14 protein-coding genes are annotated in these 14,940 nt (G+C 68.7%); 7 read left to right on the plus strand and 7 right to left on the minus strand.

Annotation, left to right across the window (positions count from 1 at the left end; translation table 11 throughout):
* Positions 1–217: 217 nt before the first annotated feature.
* From FN976_RS06475 to FN976_RS06490, 4 genes are all read left to right on the plus strand, one after another.
* Positions 218–1,228 (plus strand): bifunctional riboflavin kinase/FAD synthetase, encoded by a 1,011-nt coding sequence (locus FN976_RS06475; protein WP_145892162.1) that lies wholly within the window; start codon positions 218–220, stop codon positions 1,226–1,228.
* Between the two features lie 102 nt (positions 1,229–1,330).
* Complete coding sequence (gene ileS, locus FN976_RS06480; protein ID WP_145892164.1) at positions 1,331–4,171, plus strand: isoleucine--tRNA ligase; 2,841 nt, start codon at positions 1,331–1,333, stop codon at positions 4,169–4,171.
* Positions 4,171–4,677, plus strand: coding sequence for a signal peptidase II (gene lspA, locus FN976_RS06485; protein WP_145892166.1), 507 nt, complete (start codon positions 4,171–4,173; stop codon positions 4,675–4,677). Before ileS ends, lspA begins: the two co-directional genes overlap by 1 nt.
* A 32-nt stretch (positions 4,678–4,709) precedes the next feature.
* Complete coding sequence (locus FN976_RS06490) at positions 4,710–6,380, plus strand: Na/Pi cotransporter family protein (RefSeq protein WP_145892167.1); 1,671 nt, start codon at positions 4,710–4,712, stop codon at positions 6,378–6,380.
* Here the strand turns inward: FN976_RS06490 and FN976_RS06495 are convergent.
* The 4 genes from FN976_RS06495 to FN976_RS06510 all read right to left on the minus strand — a co-directional run bounded on the left by FN976_RS06495 (position 6,365) and on the right by FN976_RS06510 (position 9,315).
* Positions 6,365–6,730 carry a response regulator gene (locus FN976_RS06495; RefSeq protein WP_145892168.1) on the minus strand — a complete coding sequence of 122 codons (366 nt, stop codon included), beginning with the start codon at positions 6,728–6,730 and terminating at the stop codon, positions 6,365–6,367. The two genes, FN976_RS06490 and FN976_RS06495, sit on opposite strands and share 16 nt — an antisense overlap.
* A gap of 89 nt (positions 6,731–6,819) precedes the next feature.
* The gene (locus tag FN976_RS06500; protein WP_145892169.1) at positions 6,820–7,617 is read right to left on the minus strand and encodes an NUDIX hydrolase; all 798 of its coding nucleotides are present in this window, start codon (positions 7,615–7,617) and stop codon (positions 6,820–6,822) included.
* A gap of 6 nt (positions 7,618–7,623) precedes the next feature.
* Positions 7,624–8,259, minus strand: coding sequence for a hypothetical protein (locus FN976_RS06505; RefSeq protein ID WP_145892170.1), 636 nt, complete (start codon positions 8,257–8,259; stop codon positions 7,624–7,626).
* 72 nt (positions 8,260–8,331) lie between these two features.
* Positions 8,332–9,315 (minus strand): quinone oxidoreductase family protein, encoded by a 984-nt coding sequence (locus tag FN976_RS06510; protein WP_145892171.1) that lies wholly within the window; start codon positions 9,313–9,315, stop codon positions 8,332–8,334.
* A gap of 113 nt (positions 9,316–9,428) precedes the next feature.
* On the opposite strand from FN976_RS06510, the gene FN976_RS06515 reads away from it, so the two are divergent.
* Complete coding sequence (locus tag FN976_RS06515) at positions 9,429–10,328, plus strand: DMT family transporter (RefSeq protein ID WP_145892172.1); 900 nt, start codon at positions 9,429–9,431, stop codon at positions 10,326–10,328.
* A 13-nt stretch (positions 10,329–10,341) separates the two neighbouring features.
* Here FN976_RS06515 and FN976_RS06520 read toward each other — a convergent pair whose 3' ends face one another.
* A complete protein-coding gene (locus FN976_RS06520; RefSeq protein WP_145892173.1) occupies positions 10,342–11,139 on the minus strand; it encodes an SDR family oxidoreductase in 798 nt (265 codons plus the stop codon).
* A gap of 33 nt (positions 11,140–11,172) precedes the next feature.
* On the opposite strand from FN976_RS06520, the gene FN976_RS06525 reads away from it, so the two are divergent.
* Together FN976_RS06525 and FN976_RS06530 are read left to right on the plus strand one after the other, a co-directional pair.
* Entirely contained in the window at positions 11,173–11,757 is a 585-nt protein-coding gene (locus FN976_RS06525) for an SH3 domain-containing protein (protein ID WP_145892174.1), read from the plus strand.
* 7 nt (positions 11,758–11,764) lie between these two features.
* On the plus strand, positions 11,765–12,685 hold the full coding sequence (locus FN976_RS06530; protein WP_145892175.1) for a M48 family metalloprotease: 921 nt from the start codon (positions 11,765–11,767) through the stop codon (positions 12,683–12,685).
* Here FN976_RS06530 and FN976_RS06535 read toward each other — a convergent pair.
* Both FN976_RS06535 and FN976_RS06540 read right to left on the minus strand, forming a co-directional pair.
* Positions 12,682–13,584, minus strand: a complete 903-nt coding sequence (locus FN976_RS06535; RefSeq protein WP_145892176.1) for a DMT family transporter — start codon at positions 13,582–13,584, stop codon at positions 12,682–12,684. The genes FN976_RS06530 and FN976_RS06535 overlap by 4 nt on opposite strands.
* Positions 13,584–14,867 (minus strand): DUF3422 family protein, encoded by a 1,284-nt coding sequence (locus tag FN976_RS06540; protein WP_145892177.1) that lies wholly within the window; start codon positions 14,865–14,867, stop codon positions 13,584–13,586. Before FN976_RS06540 ends, FN976_RS06535 begins: the two co-directional genes overlap by 1 nt.
* Between the last annotated feature and the right edge of the window lie 73 nt (positions 14,868–14,940).

The following is a 14,940-nucleotide window of genomic DNA, read 5'->3' on the forward strand; positions in this document are numbered from 1 at the left end:
TCCATCTTCAAGAGTCCCCCCAGGTCCGGGCCAATGGCCCGGCCCGCCCCCGAGGGGTTCAAGTGGCCCGGCAAAGCCGGTTCCACTTGAGATGAACAACCGATGAAACCTCAAGCACAATATACATTGTTTTCGTTGCGCGCTCCCCGGCGGTGATTCCTCCAGGGACCATGCGCCACGCCTTCCGGCTGCTATCAAAAAGATACCGCGTCGCCCGATGCACATCCTCCGAGGCCCCCACCACCGGCAAATCGCGTCCGCCTGCGCCGTGACCATCGGCAACTTCGACGGCGTGCACCGCGGCCACCAGGCGATGCTGGCCTTGCTGAACAACGAGGCCCGGCACCGCGGCGTGCCCAGTTGCGTGCTCACGTTCGAGCCTCATCCGAGGGATTACTTCGCGGCCCTGCACCGCAAGCCGGAGCTCGCACCGGCGCGGGTGGCGACCCTGCGCGACAAGCTGACCGAGCTGGCCCGCTGTGGCGTGGACCAGTGCATCGTGCTCAAGTTCGACTCCCGTCTCTCGAGCCAGGTTCCCGAGGCCTTCATCGAAGACGTGCTGGTGCAAGGCCTGGGCGCGAAGTACGTGCTGGTGGGCGACGACTTCCGCTTCGGTGCCAAGCGTGCCGGCGACTACGCGATGCTCGATTCGGCGGGCAGCCGCCGGGGCTTCGATGTCGCCCGGATGAACAGCTACGAAGTGCACGGCCTGCGCGTGTCCAGCTCGGCCGTGCGCGACGCGCTGGGCCGCGGCGACATGGCTGGCGCCGCCCGGTTGCTGGGGCGGCCGTACAGCATCAGCGGGCACGTGGTGCACGGCCGCAAGCTGGGGCGCGAACTCGGCTTCAAGACCCTCAACCTGCGGTTTTCGCACTGGAAGCCCGCCGCCAGCGGCATCTTCGCCGTGCAGGTGCATGGCCTGGGCGACAAGCCGCTGGAAGGCGTGGCCAACCTCGGCGTGCGGCCTTCGCTCGACCCCGCGGACGTGAACGGCGGGCGGGTCCTGCTGGAGACGCATTGCCTGCAATGGCCCGCCGGCCTCGGCCCCGAGGGGGCCTACGGTAAAATCATCCGGGTGGAACTGCTGCACAAACTGCACGACGAACTGCGCTACGACGGGCTCGACGCCCTGAAGGCGGGGATCGCCCGTGACTGCGACGCCGCCCGGGCGTTCTTCGCGTCCACGCACGCCGAGACGCGTCGCCAGACCACGCGCGACCGAATTTAACGGCCTTGTCATTGCGGACCTGATCTGCAATCCATGCCACGGTGGTCACCACGCCACCGTGGATTCCGGGTCCAGCCCGGAATGACAACCTAGAAGCATTCCATGACCGACAAGACCGATTACCGCGCCACCCTCAACCTGCCCGACACGCCCTTCCCCATGCGCGGCGACCTGCCCAAGCGCGAGCCGGGCTGGGTGAAGGAGTGGGAAGACCAGGGCCTCTACAAACGCCTGCGCGTGGCGCGCCAGGGACGCCAGAAGTTCGTGCTGCACGACGGCCCGCCCTATGCCAACGGCCAGATCCACATGGGCCACGCGGTCAACAAGATCCTGAAGGACATGATCGTCAAGTCGCGCCAGCTCAAGGGCCTGGACGCGGCCTACATCCCCGGCTGGGACTGCCATGGCCTGCCGATCGAAAACGCGATCGAGAAGAAGCACGGCCGGAACCTGCCGCGCGACGAGATGCAGGCCAAAAGCCGCGCTTTCGCCACCGAGCAGATCGGCATCCAGATGGCCGACTTCAAGCGGCTGGGCGTGCTGGGCGACTGGGACCACCCCTACCGCACCATGGACCCCGGCAACGAGGCCGACGAGATCCGCGCGTTCAAGCGGGTGATCGAGCGCGGCTTTGTCTACCGCGGACTGAAGCCCGTCTACTGGTGCTTCGACTGCGGCTCGTCGCTGGCGGAGTTCGAGATCGAGTACGCGGACAAGAAGTCGCAGACGATCGATGTGGGGTTCGAGGCGGATGATGCGGCGAAGGTGCTGGCGGCATTTGGTGCGGCCGGCAGCGGCAAGCCCGTCCTCGCCGTCATCTGGACCACCACCGCCTGGACCATCCCGGCCAACCAGGCCCTGAACCTGAACCCGGAGCTGGACTACGCGCTGGTCGATACCGAGCGCGGCCAGCTGATCCTGGCCGCGTCATTGGTGGAAAAGTGCATGACGCGCTACGGCCTCAACGGCACGGTGTTGGCCACGGTGAAAGGCGAGAAGCTGGGCGGCCTGAACTTCCGCCATCCGCTGTACGAAGTGGACGCCGGCTACCGCCGCCTGTCACCGGTGTACCTGGCCGACTACGCCACCGCCGACGACGGCACCGGCATCGTCCATTCTTCGCCCGCCTACGGCCTGGACGACTTCAACAGCTGCATCGCGCACGGCGTGCAGTACGACGACATTCTCAACCCGGTGCAGGCGAACGGCAGCTACGCGGCCGATTTCCCGCTGTTCGGCGGCCAGAACATCTGGAAGGCCGTCCCCGTCATCACCGACGCGCTGAAGGCCGCCGGACGCGTGTTCGCCACCGAGAACATCGTCCACAGCTACCCGCACTGCTGGCGCCACAAGTCGCCGGTGATCTACCGCGCCGCCGCCCAGTGGTTCATCCGCATGGACGCGGGCGAAGGCGTGTTCACCAAGGACAAGGCGACCGAGACGCTGCGCCAGACGGCGCTGAAAGCCATCGAGGAAACCAGCTTCTTCCCCGAGAACGGCCAGGCGCGCCTGCGCGACATGATCGCCGGGCGGCCCGACTGGTGCATCAGCCGCCAGCGCAGCTGGGGCGTGCCGCTGCCCTTCTTCCTGCACAAGGACACGCACGACCTGCATCCGAAGACGATGGAGATCCTCGACGTGGCGGCAGCCATGGTCGAAGCGGGCGGCATCGAGGCCTGGAGCAAGGCCTCGCCCGAGGAGATCCTGGCCAAGGTCGGCGCTGCCGCCGACGCGCCCAGCTACAACAAGAGCACCGACATCCTCGAGGTGTGGTTCGACTCCGGCACCACGCACACCACTGTGCTGCGGCATTCCCACGCGGGCGCGGCCCATGAGAACGGCCCCGAAGCCGACCTCTACCTGGAAGGCCACGATCAGCACCGCGGCTGGTTCCACAGCTCGCTGCTGACCGCCGCGGCCATGTACGGACGGGCGCCGTACCGCGGCCTGCTCACGCACGGCTTCACGGTCGATGCCCAGGGCCGCAAGATGAGCAAGTCGCTCGGCAACGGCATCGAGCCGCAGGAGGTCAACGCCAAGCTGGGCGCGGAGATCGTGCGGCTCTGGGTCGCCGCTTCCGACTACTCCGGCGACATCGCGGGGGACAAGAAGATCCTCGACCGCGTTGTAGACGCGTACCGCCGCATCCGCAATACGCTGCGCTTCCTGCTGGCCAACGTCAGCGACTTCGACCCGGCCAAGGATGCCGTGCCGCTGGCCGAGATGCTGGAGATCGACCGCTACGCGCTGACCCGGGCCGCCGAATTCCAGGCCGAGGTGCTCGCGCATTTCGAGGTCTACGAATTCCACCCGGTGGTGGCCAAGCTGCAGGTGTACTGCTCGGAAGACCTGGGCGCCTTCTACCTCGACATCCTGAAGGACCGTCTTTACACGACGGCGCCGAAGTCGCTGGCGCGCCGCAGCGCGCAGACGGCCCTGTGGAACATCACGCACGCCATGCTGCGCTGGATGGCGCCCTTCCTCAGCTTCACCGCCGAGGAAGCCTGGAAGCTGTTCGGCAACTCCGACTCGATCTTTCTGGAGGAGTACGCCGAGATCGGCGCGCCCGACTCCGCCTTGCTCGCGCGCTGGAAGCGCCTGGGCGAGATCCGCGCCATCGCCAACAAGGAGATCGAGGCGCTGCGCGAGAAGGGCCAGGTCGGCTCGTCGCTGCAGGCCAACCTGGTGGTCACGGCCGGGCCGGACGACCACGCGTTGCTGGCCAGCCTGGAAGACGATCTCAAGTTCGTCTTCATCGCTTCGGCGGTCCGGCTGGAGCAAGGCGATGGCCTTGCCGTGCAGGCGGTGCCCAGCGCGGACGTGAAGTGCGAGCGGTGCTGGCATTGGCGCGCCGACGTCGGCAGCGATCCGAAGTACGCCACGATCTGCGGGCGCTGCGTGAGCAACCTGTTCGGCGCCGGCGAAGCGCGGGTGCACGCCTGATGGCCCGCAGCAACTTCAAGACCGCCGGCAGCGGCACCGGCATGCTGCCCTGGCTGGGGCTGGCGCTCATCATCCTGATCGCCGACCAGTTCACCAAGGTGCTGATCCTCGGCTACTACAAGCTGGGTGACTCGACCTACGTGTTGCCCTTCTTCAACATCGTGCGGGCGCACAACACGGGCGCGGCCTTTTCCTTTCTGGCCGGCGCGGGCGGCTGGCAGCGCTGGCTGTTCACCGGCATCGGCGTGGCCGCGACGCTGTTCATTCTGTGGCTGCTGCGCTCGCACTCCCAGCAGAAGATGTTCGCGTTCGCTCTGGCTTGCATCCTGGGCGGCGCCATCGGCAACGTGGTCGACCGCGTGCTGTACGGTTACGTGGTGGACTTCATCCAGGTCCACTACGGCGGCTGGTTCTTCCCCGCCTTCAACGTGGCCGACAGCGCGATCACGATCGGCGCCGCCTGCCTGATCCTGGACGAGCTGCTGCGGGTCCGGCAGAGCAAGTAGACCCGGACGGGGTGGGATATGATGCTTCAAACATGAAGCATTTGTTGAACCTGCTGGCGGCCGTGGCGCTGCTGGTGTGGGGCACCTATCTCGTTCGTACCGGCATCCTGCGGGTCTTCGGCGCCAATCTGCGCCACGTGCTGGCCCGCAGCATCGACACCCGCCCGGCCGCCGCGCTGGCGGGGGTAGGCGTCACGGCCCTCGTCCAGTCCAGTACCGCCACCGCACTGATCGTCGCCTCGTTCGTCGGCCAGGGCCTGGTCGCGCTCCCCACCGCCCTGGCGGTGATGCTGGGCGCGGACGTCGGCACCAGCCTGATGACGGTGGTCTTCTCGCTCGACCTGTCCTGGCTGTCGCCGCTCTTCATCTTTGTCGGCGTGGTGCTGTTCATCTCGAGCCAGGCGACGCCCGTGGGCCGTTTCGGCCGCGTTCTGATCGGCCTGGGGCTGATGCTGCTGGCGCTGCGGCTCGTGGCGGAGTCCACCGCGATCATGGTGCAATCGCCCGCCGTCAAGGCGCTGCTGCTGTCCCTGTCCAGCGACATCCTGCTCGAGATCACGGTGGGCGCGTTCCTGGCGGTCGTGGCGTATTCGAGCCTCGCGATCGTGCTGCTGACCGCGACCCTGGCCGCTTCGGGTGCGATCCCGCTGGATGTCGCCCTTGGCCTCGTGCTCGGCGCCAACCTGGGCAGCGGCATGCTCGGCGTGCTGGCCACTGCGAAGTCCACGGTCGAAGTGCGCCACGTGCCGATGGGCAACCTCATCTTCAAGATCATCGGCGTGTTGATCGCCGCCCCGTTCGTGGGGCTGTGGCTGCGCTGGGTGCGGCCCTACCTGGGAGACCCGTCGACCGTCGTGGTGCTGTATCACCTGAGCTTCAACGTGCTGATGGCGCTGCTGCTGCTGCCGTTCACGCCCGTCGTCGCCAGGCGGGTGGAGGCATGGCTGCCGAAGCCGGACAAGACGCTGGTCTCAGGCCGTCCCCATCACCTCGATCCGTCGGCCCTGTCGACGCCCTCGCTGGCCATCTCCTGCGCGGCGCGCGAAGCGCTGCACCAGGCCGACATCGTCGAGACCATGATGGTCGGCATGCTGCGCGTCATCAAGGACAACGACCTGCGGCTCGCCGAGGAGCTGCGCAAGATGGACGACACGGTCGACGAACTCTATTCGGCGATCAAGTACTACCTGACCAAGATCTCGCGCGAGGCGCTGGGCGAGGAAGAAAGCCGCCGCTGGACGGACATCATCAGCTTCACGATCAACATGGAGCAGATCGGCGACATCATCGAGCGCGTGCTGCAGGACATCGAGGACAAGAAGATCAAGAAGAACCGCAGCTTCTCCGCCGCGGGCATGGCCGAGATCTGCGAGCTCCACGCCCGGCTGATCGACAACCTGCGCCTGGGCATGAGCGTCTTCCTCAACGGAACCGTGCGCGACGCGCAGAAGCTGCTGGAGGAGAAGGTGCGGTTCCGCGACCTGGAACGCACCTATGCCGGCACCCACCTGATCCGACTGACCGACAACACGGTGCAGAGCATCGAAACCAGCTCGCTGCACCTCGACCTGATCAGCGACCTGAAGCGCATCAACTCGCACATCTGCTCCATCGCCTACCCGATCCTCGACTCCGCGGGGGCACTGGCCCCGAGCCGGCTCAAGGCCGTGCTGGTGGACGACAACTCTCAGGCGTTGCAGTAGGCGACCAGCTTCTCGATCTCGGTGGACTTGTCGAACACCGCGTCGGCGCCAAGCTGCGCACAGCGCCAGCGCACGTCCTGGGTCGCGTGATTGCTCAGCACGATGAGCCGCTGGCCGGGCCGGCGCCTCTCGCGCAACGCGTCCAATACGTTCAGGCCGCTGCCCTCCCGCAGGAACAGGTCCACGATGGCCAGGTCCCAGGTGCCGTCGTTCTGGGCGAGCCAGCGCTTGCCTTCGTGCTCGGTCTCGGCGGTGCCGACCGTCTGGACCTGCGCCAGATCCTGCAAGGTCTCGATCAGGTTGTCGCGGATCGTGGGGCTGTCTTCGATGATGTAGGTTCGGACCGTCATGGCTGGAGTCTTTCTGTGCCCCGATTCTGCGCATGCCCGTGGCCGCAGGTTGCCATCTGGCAGGCCATGCTGCTGTAGGAAAGCCCGACTCAGGCAGTGCCCGCCGTTGCGGCACGCAGGATCAGCGCGGCTTCCAGCGTGAATTCGTCCTGCTGCAGCCGGCGGGCCACCTCCCGCGCGGCCATGCCCTCGAACCGGGCCACTTCCCCGTCCTGGTTGACGGGCACGGTGCCTGGCGGCAGCACGCAACGGTACCAGTCGAGACGCTCGACCACATAGCCATGCGCGACCTCGGCGGAAGGCCTGCGCGTGAGAAACGAGCCGCCGCGGGCCAGGCCTTCCAGCTGCGCGAAGCGCAAGCCGGCCTCCTCCCAGGTTTCGCGCTCCAGCGCCGCGAGCCCGCTCTCGCCCGCCGGGACCATGCCGCCCACCAGCGTGTCCCACAGGCCGGGATCGTTGGGTTTGTCGAACGCGCGCTGCTGCAGCCAGAAGCGTCCATCCGGCGCCCAGGCGGCCAGGTGGACGGCGTGCGTCGAGATGCCGAGCAGGCGGACGGCGCCGCGCTCGATCCTGCCGACCGCATGACCCGACGCATCGTGGACGCCAAGCAGCTCGTCGCGCCACGCGCGCACCAGGCCGGCATCGCGAAGCACCACGGCGATGGCCGCGAGGGCGCTGCTCAGGTCGGCGCCGCGCACCTCCCAGCCATCTCCCGAACGTTCCAGCCAGGACTCCAGCGCTGCCAGCCTGGACAGCACCGGTTCGATGGAGCCGATTTCGGCGCTGCCCCAGCGCAGTGGCTCACGCGGCGCGGCGGGCGGCTGGTCGGCTTCGGACTGCAGCGCCTGCCACCACGCCTGGGGAACCGCCGCCAGCCCGCCACGCATGGGCGCCTAACGCCGCCGGATGGTTTCGGTGCCCAGCCGGTTGTCCCTCGGGTCGGCGTAAGGCCCGGCCAGCGTGCCGTCGGCGTTGATCGTGTAGACACTGACGCCGCAGCGCGACCCGCCGTAAGCGACCGCCAGTGACTGGCCCTGCCGGATGGCGACGCCCGGCTGGTTGCCGTCGTTGTCCTTGAAGTTCACCTTGAACACCTGCCCGCGCGCCTCGATGGTCGTCACGCCGTCGTAGCTTTCGCCGTCGGGCGTGCGGCCCCTGGAGGTGTAGGTGCCGTCCACCTGGCCCGGGGCCCCCGCCTGTTTGCTCAGCGATTCGCTGCCGAGCGCGCTGCGCTCCAGGTCGCCCCAGGGACCCTCGAGGTTGCCGTCCGCCTTGATCTCCAGTGCGCTGACGGTGCACTTGCTGTTCGGCCCCCATGCGGTGAACAGCTGGTTCCCGCGCTGGATGCCCATGCCTCGCAAGGTGCGGTCCTCGGTGTAGGCCAGGCGGAACACGGGTCCCGCCGCCGTGATGCGCAGCTTGCCCGTGTACGCCTTGCCGTCGAAATCGCGGCCCTCGACGACGTAATCGCCCGGCAGGCTCTGCGCCTGCACCCCCATCACGCCCGTTGCCAGCACGAACGCGTACAACCAACTGCTCCTCGTTCTCATGTCGGTCCCCTTGGTTGGTGGACGTCCATCATAGGAGCGCACGCGCCCAATTCACAAGGTGAGAATGGTGCAGCCGGTCGTCTTGCGCGCTTCCAGGTCGCGGTGCGCCTCCCGCACCTGCTCCAGCGGATACCGCTGGTCGATGCGGATCTTCACCTGGCCGCTGGTGACGGCCGCGAACAGATCGTCCGCCATCTGCTGCGTGGCCTCGCGCGTCGCGATGTGGGTGAAAAGCGTCTGCCGTGTGACATACAGCGAGCCCTTGGCGCCAAGGATGCCCGGTGCGAAGGGCGGCACGGGGCCGGAAGCGTTGCCGAAGCTCGCCATCAGCCCGAACGGTGAGAGGCAGTCCAGCGATTTGTCCCACGTGTCCTTGCCCACCGAGTCGTAGACGACCTTCACGCCGCGGCCGCCGGTGATCTCCTTCACCTTCGGCAGGAAGTCTTCCTGGTTGTAGTTGATGACGTGGGTGGCGCCCAGCGACTTGGCGAGTGCGCACTTTTCGTCCGTGCCCGCGGTGCCGATCAACTGCAGTCCCATCGCCTTGGCCCACTGACAGGCGATCAGGCCGACGCCACCGGCCGCCGCATGGAACAGCACGTGGTCGCCTTCCTTCAAGCCGCCCTGCGGCTGGGTGCGCTTGAGCAGGTATTGCGCGGTCAGGCCCTTCAGCATCATGGCCGCGCCGGTCTCGAAATCGATCGCATCGGGCAGCTTGCAGACCGTCTTGGCGGGCATGACACGCACCTCGCAATAGGCGCCGGGCGGCTGGCTCGCGTAGGCGGCGCGGTCGCCGGCCTTCAGGTGCGTGACTCCGTCGCCAACGGCCTCGACCACGCCGGCGGCCTCCATGCCGATGCCGGCCGGCATCGCGAGCGGGTACAGCCCGGTGCGGTGGTAGACATCGATGAAGTTCAGCCCGACGGCATGGTGGCGGATGCGGATCTCGCCGGGGCCCGGCTGGCCCACTTCGACATCGTCGACCACCAGTTCATCGGGGCCGCCAGGCTGGCGGATGCGGACGGCTCGGCTCATGAGGGTCTCCTAGGCGCGAAGGTGTGAGGAAGGGGGTGGCGGGCATCCTGCCACGAATCCGTCAGCCCCGCCTCAGTCCGTGATTGGGCCACCCGCTAAAGTGCCTGCTCCCCATGAACCAGCGACTCACCCTTTCCACCGCGCTGCTGCTCACCGTGCCGCCGCTGCTGTGGGCGGGCAACGCCGTCGTCGGCCGCATGGTCAGCGGCCTGGTGCCGCCCATCACGCTGAACTTCCTGCGCTGGGCGCTGGCCTTCCTGATCCTGCTGCCGCTGGCCGCCTGGGTGCTGGGGCGCGGCAGCCCGCTGTGGCCGAACATGCGGCGCTATGCCCTGCTGGGCCTGCTGGGGGTGGGCTGCTACAACGCGCTGCAGTACCTGGCGCTGAAGACCTCCACGCCGATCAACGTGACACTGGTGGCTTCGAGCACGCCGGTCTTCATGCTGGGGATGGGTGCCCTGTTCTTCGGCCAGCGCATCGCCGGCCGGCAGATCGCCGGTGGCGTCCTGTCCATGGCGGGCGTCCTGCTGGTGCTGTCCCGCGGTGACCTGGGGCACCTCGCCCAGGTCCGCTTCGTGCCGGGCGACATCTACGTGCTCGTGGCCACCGCCGCCTGGGCCTGGTACAGCTGGCTGCTGACCCGGCCCGACGACCCGCCCGAGATCCGCCGCGACTGGGCCGCCTTCCTGATGGCGCAGGTGGTCCCCGGGCTGGCCTGGTCGGCGCTGTTCGCGGGCGGCGAATGGGCGGGTGGCGGCCAGGCCATCGCCTGGGGCTGGCCATTGGCGGCCGCCCTGGTCTTCGTGGCCGTGGGCCCTGCGATCCTGGCCTACCGGTGCTGGGGGCTGGGCGTGCAGCGCGTGGGCCCGAACGTCGCCGGCTTCTTCTCCAACCTCACGCCGCTGTTCGCCGCCGTGTTCTCGACGCTGTTCCTGGGCGACCGCCCCCACCTGTACCACGCGGTCGCATTCGTGCTGATCGTCGGCGGGATCGTGGTTTCTTCACGCAAATAGGTTTCCCGCGCGACTAGTACGTGCCCGGGTACGCCCCGCCGTCGATCAGGACGTTCTGCCCGGTGATGTAGCTCGCGTGCTGGCTGCACAGGAACGCGCAGGTCGCGCCGAACTCGTCGGCATTGCCGAAGCGCAGCGCGGGCACCGTCTTCTTGCGCGCCTCCATGATGGATTCGATCGGCTGCCCGGTCTTCTTGGCAGCGCCTTCCATCGTCCCACGCAGCCGGTGCGTGTCGAAAGCGCCCGGCAGCAGGTTGTTGATGGTGACGTTGCGCGAGGCCAGCTTGCTGGTACGCGCGACGCCCGCGACGAAACCGGTCAGCCCGCTGCGCGCGCCGTTCGACAGGCCCAGGATGTCGATGGGCGCCTTCACCGCGCTCGACGTGATGTTCACGATGCGGCCGAAGCCGCGCTCGGCCATGCCGTCCACCGTGGCCTTGATGAGCTCGATCGGCGTCAGCATGTTGCCGTCCACCGCCTTGATCCAGGCGTCGCGGTCCCAGTCGCGGAAGTCGCCGGGCGGCGGGCCGCCCGCGTTGGTGATGACGATGTCGAAATCCTTGCGCCGCGCGAACACGGCCGCCCGGCCCGCGACCGTGGTGATGTCGGCGGCGACGTGCTCGACCGTGGTGCCGGCCGGCACCGCCGGGTCGGCCTTCAGCCGGTCGACCGCGGCCTGCAGCGCCTCGGCGCCGCGCGCCACCAGCAGCACATGCGCGCCCTCGCGCGCCAGCGCCTGCGCGCAACCGAACCCCAATCCTTTGCTGGCTCCGCAAACTAGTGCCCACTTCCCCGTGATGCCGAAGTCCATAATGCCTGCTTTGAACGAGATGACGATCCGCGGATGATACGCATCGCCCTGCCCCTTCGCCTGTTCACGCTCCTCACGCTGACTCTGCTCGTGCCGCTCGCCGGCGCCCAGGAAGCGGCCTTGACCAAGCGTGCCACCGAGCTGCGCCAATCCCCTGCCGCGACGGCACCCGCCCTCGCGGCCCTGCCGGCGCAGACACCGCTCACGCGGCTGGCCGAGCGGCAAGGGCCCTGGGTGCAGGTGCGCACCGCTGCGGGCGCGACGGGCTGGGTGCACCTGTTCGACGTGGCCCCGGCCGCCGGCGGTGGCGCCCGCGTTGGCAGCGATGGCAGCGCCAATCCGCTGCGCGGTGTGGCCGGCCTGTTCGGTGGCGGCAGCACGACCACCAGCACGTCGGCCTCCGGCATCCGCGGCCTGGGCGCCGAGGATCTCGCGAGGGCGACACCGAATCCCGCCGCGGTCGGCCAGATGGAAACGTTGCGCCAGTCGGAATCGGATGCACGCGCCTTCGCCGGCGGGGCCGCGCTGCGCCCGGTGGCGGTGGACCCGCTGCCCGCGCCCGCCCGCGTGTTGTCACCTTCGGGCCCTGGTGGCGATCCCTCGAACCCACAGCAGTGAGGACCCCATGAACCCATTGCATCGCACCGTGCTCGCAGCTGCCGTCGCGCTTGCCGCGAGCCTTGCCGCTGCCCCCGCCTTCGCGCAGTTCGGCAACCTGCTCAGGAACCTGCCCATCCCCGGAGGCGGCAGCGGCGGGAACGTCATCAACCTCGCCCCGCCCGGCGGCAACACGGGCGGCGCGAATGCGGGCGACCTGATCCAGCTGCTTTCGGAGTCGGTGGACCAGATCGACGAAGCCAAGGAGATCGAGATCGGCCGCCAGCTCTCGGCCGTGCTCCTGGGCACCAAGCCCCTGCACCCGGACATGGGCCTGCAGCGCTACGTGAACAGCCTGGGGCGCTGGATCAGCCTGCAGTCCACCCGGCCGCAACTGCCCTGGACCTTCGGCGTGCTCAACGACGACGGCTACAACGCGTTCGCCACGCCCGGCGGCTATGTGTTCGTCACCAAGGGCCTGATCGACCGGGTCGACGAGGCGGAGCTCGCCGGGATCCTGGCGCACGAGATCATCCACGTCACCGGCAAGCACCACCTGCAGGCGCTGCGCTCCAAGGCCCGCTCAGGGCTCCTCACGCAGTTGATCGCCTCGCAGGTACGCAACAACGTGGGCGGCGCCATCTCGCAGCAGATGCTCGCCCTGGGCCGCAACCTCTATTCCAGCGGCCTCGACCAGAGCGACGAATTCGACGCCGACCGCAACGGCGTCGCGCTGGCGGCGCGCGCGGGCTTCGATCCCTACGGCCTGCCGTCGGCGCTCCAGCAGCTGCGCACGGCCACGCCGGACAACCAGCTGTTCACGCTGACACTGGCCACCCACCCGCCGGCCCAGCAACGCCTGGAACAGCTGGAGCAGGCGATGGGGACGCGGCTCGACGCTCTTTCTGGCAAGCCTTCGGTCAGCGTGGCGCAACGCCTGCGGCGCTAGCCGCCCTTCGAGGCTGGCGGCGCGCGGGTGAAGGTGAAGATCCCCACCAGCACCAGCGCGGTTCCCGCCGCGAGCCACAGCGTGAACGGCTCGCCCAGCAGCCAGATGCCCAGCGCGATCGTCGCGAGCGGGCCGATCATGCCGATCTGCGCCGTGGCCGCCGCACCGATGCGCTCGATCGCCATCATGACCAGCAGCACCGGCAGCGCCGTCCCCAGCGTCGCGTTGAGAAGGGACAACCAGACCACCTCCGGCGCGACCGCCAGCGCCACGGCCACGGGCCGCAGCAGCAGGAACTGGGCGATGCAGCAGATGCAAGCCACCGTCGTCGCGAGTCCGACGAGCCGCAGCGACCCGATCCGGCGCACCAGTTCGCCGCTGTAGACCAGGTAGATGGAATAGGTGATGGTGCTGGCGAACACGAGGACCGCACCCAGGGCCACGTTGGCGCCCGAGAGGCTGGCCTCGCGCCCGAACACCAGCAGCACCCCGCCATAGCTCACCGCCATGCCGGCCATCTGCGCCCGCGTCCAGGTCTTGCGATAGAGCAGCCAGCCCAGCAGCAGCACCACCGTCGGCGTGACGTAGATGATCAGGCGCTCCAGGCCGGCGGTGATGTACTGCAGCCCCACGAAGTCCAGGAAGCTGGAGAGGTAGTAGCCGACGAACCCCAGGCCCGCGACGCCCAGCCACTCCGACCGGGTCAGCGGCGGCTTGCCGCGGCTCGCCCACCACGCCATCACGACGAAGATCGGCAGCGCGAACAGCATGCGCAGCATGATCAGCGTCACCGGGTCGACACCGTGGCGGTAGGACAGCTTGACGATGATGGCCTTGACGGCGAACGTGATGGAGCCCGCCGCGGCAAGCAGCAGGCCCGTGGCCGGCAGCCCCGCCATCAGGCGTGCAGCACCCGCGCGTGCAGGCGCCGCAGCGAGAACCAGACGCCGCCCGCCACCAGCGGGATCGCCCAGGCGGCGGTGGCTTCCGGGCTGAACGGCCAGCCGAGCGCCTGCGCCCCCTTGGCGAGGTAGCTCACGAGCCCGACGATGTAGTAGGTGATCGCCGCCACCGACAGGCCTTCCACGGTCGCCTGCATCTTCAGCTGCAGGCCCTGCCGGTCGTTCATGGCCGCCAGCAGCGCCTGGCTGCTTTGCTGCTGCTCGATCTCCACCCGCGTGCGCAGCAGGTTGCTGATGCGCGAGACACGCTGCGAAAGCGCGTCCTGCCGCCGCACCGACCAGGCGCAGGTGGCGCGGGCCGGCGAGAGGCGCCGCTGGATGAACTCACCCAGCGTCTGCAACCCGCCCAGGCGCGATTCGGCGATGTCGTCCACGCGCCGGTCGATCAGCTCGAAATAGGCTGCGCTCGCGGAGAAGCGCGAATGGGTGGCGGCATACTGCCCCTCCACTTGGCCGGCCAGCTTGGTCAGCCGATCCAGCAGCTGCGGCTCCTCGTGCCGGCCCGCCACGCGGATGGATTCCGCCAGCTCCGCCAGTTCGCGCTCGGCATACCCCAGCACGGCCGAAGCATCGCGCGCGGCCGGCAGCCCGAGCAGCGCGGCCATGCGGTACGTGTCGATCTCCAGCAGCTGCTGCACCAGCCGCCCCAGCCGGCGCGGCGTCACCGAGCCGGCCAGCAGCACCATGCGCGAGAAGCCGTCGGCGTGGATTGCGAAGTCGGTGTAGACCTCGCCCAGGCCGTCGGCCACCGTGGAGCCCACCAGGGTGTCCTCCCGCAGCACGTGCTTGACCAGCGAGCCGCTGCCGAACACCTGGGTCGGCAACACCCACAGGTGCAGGGCGGCCAGGCTCTGCCCGGGCAGTCCGGCCAGCCAGTCCTGCGGCACGGCGTCGACCGCCGTCGGCGGCTCGCGCTCGCCGAAGCCGTCGGCCTCGACCTGCCGGGTGAAGGTCCAGGTGACGAATTCGGTGTGCAGTTCCCAGCGGATGCGGAACGCGCCCAGGTCCATACGGATGTGCGTGCTCTGCGCGTCCGGCTGCGGCAGGTGGTGGTCGCGCAGCAGGGCCGCCATGTGGGCGCGGCTGGCTTCGCGCTGGCCGGCATCGCCCACCATGACCATGTGCGAGATGGCCAGCGGCGCGGCCATCGCCTCCGGCGGACGGGCGTGGATTTCGTTGTGCAGCGCCACCCTTTGGGGGTGGGCCTGGGGATGGGCCATCGTCGGTGCTTCGCTGGGGGCTGGGAAGCCCGCCATTGTCGCCCAACGGGAAACGGCGCCCGAGGCGCCGTTT

The sequence above is a fragment of the Caenimonas sedimenti genome (genome assembly GCF_007833165.1).
GTDB lineage: Bacteria > Pseudomonadota > Gammaproteobacteria > Burkholderiales > Burkholderiaceae_C > Ramlibacter > Ramlibacter sedimenti.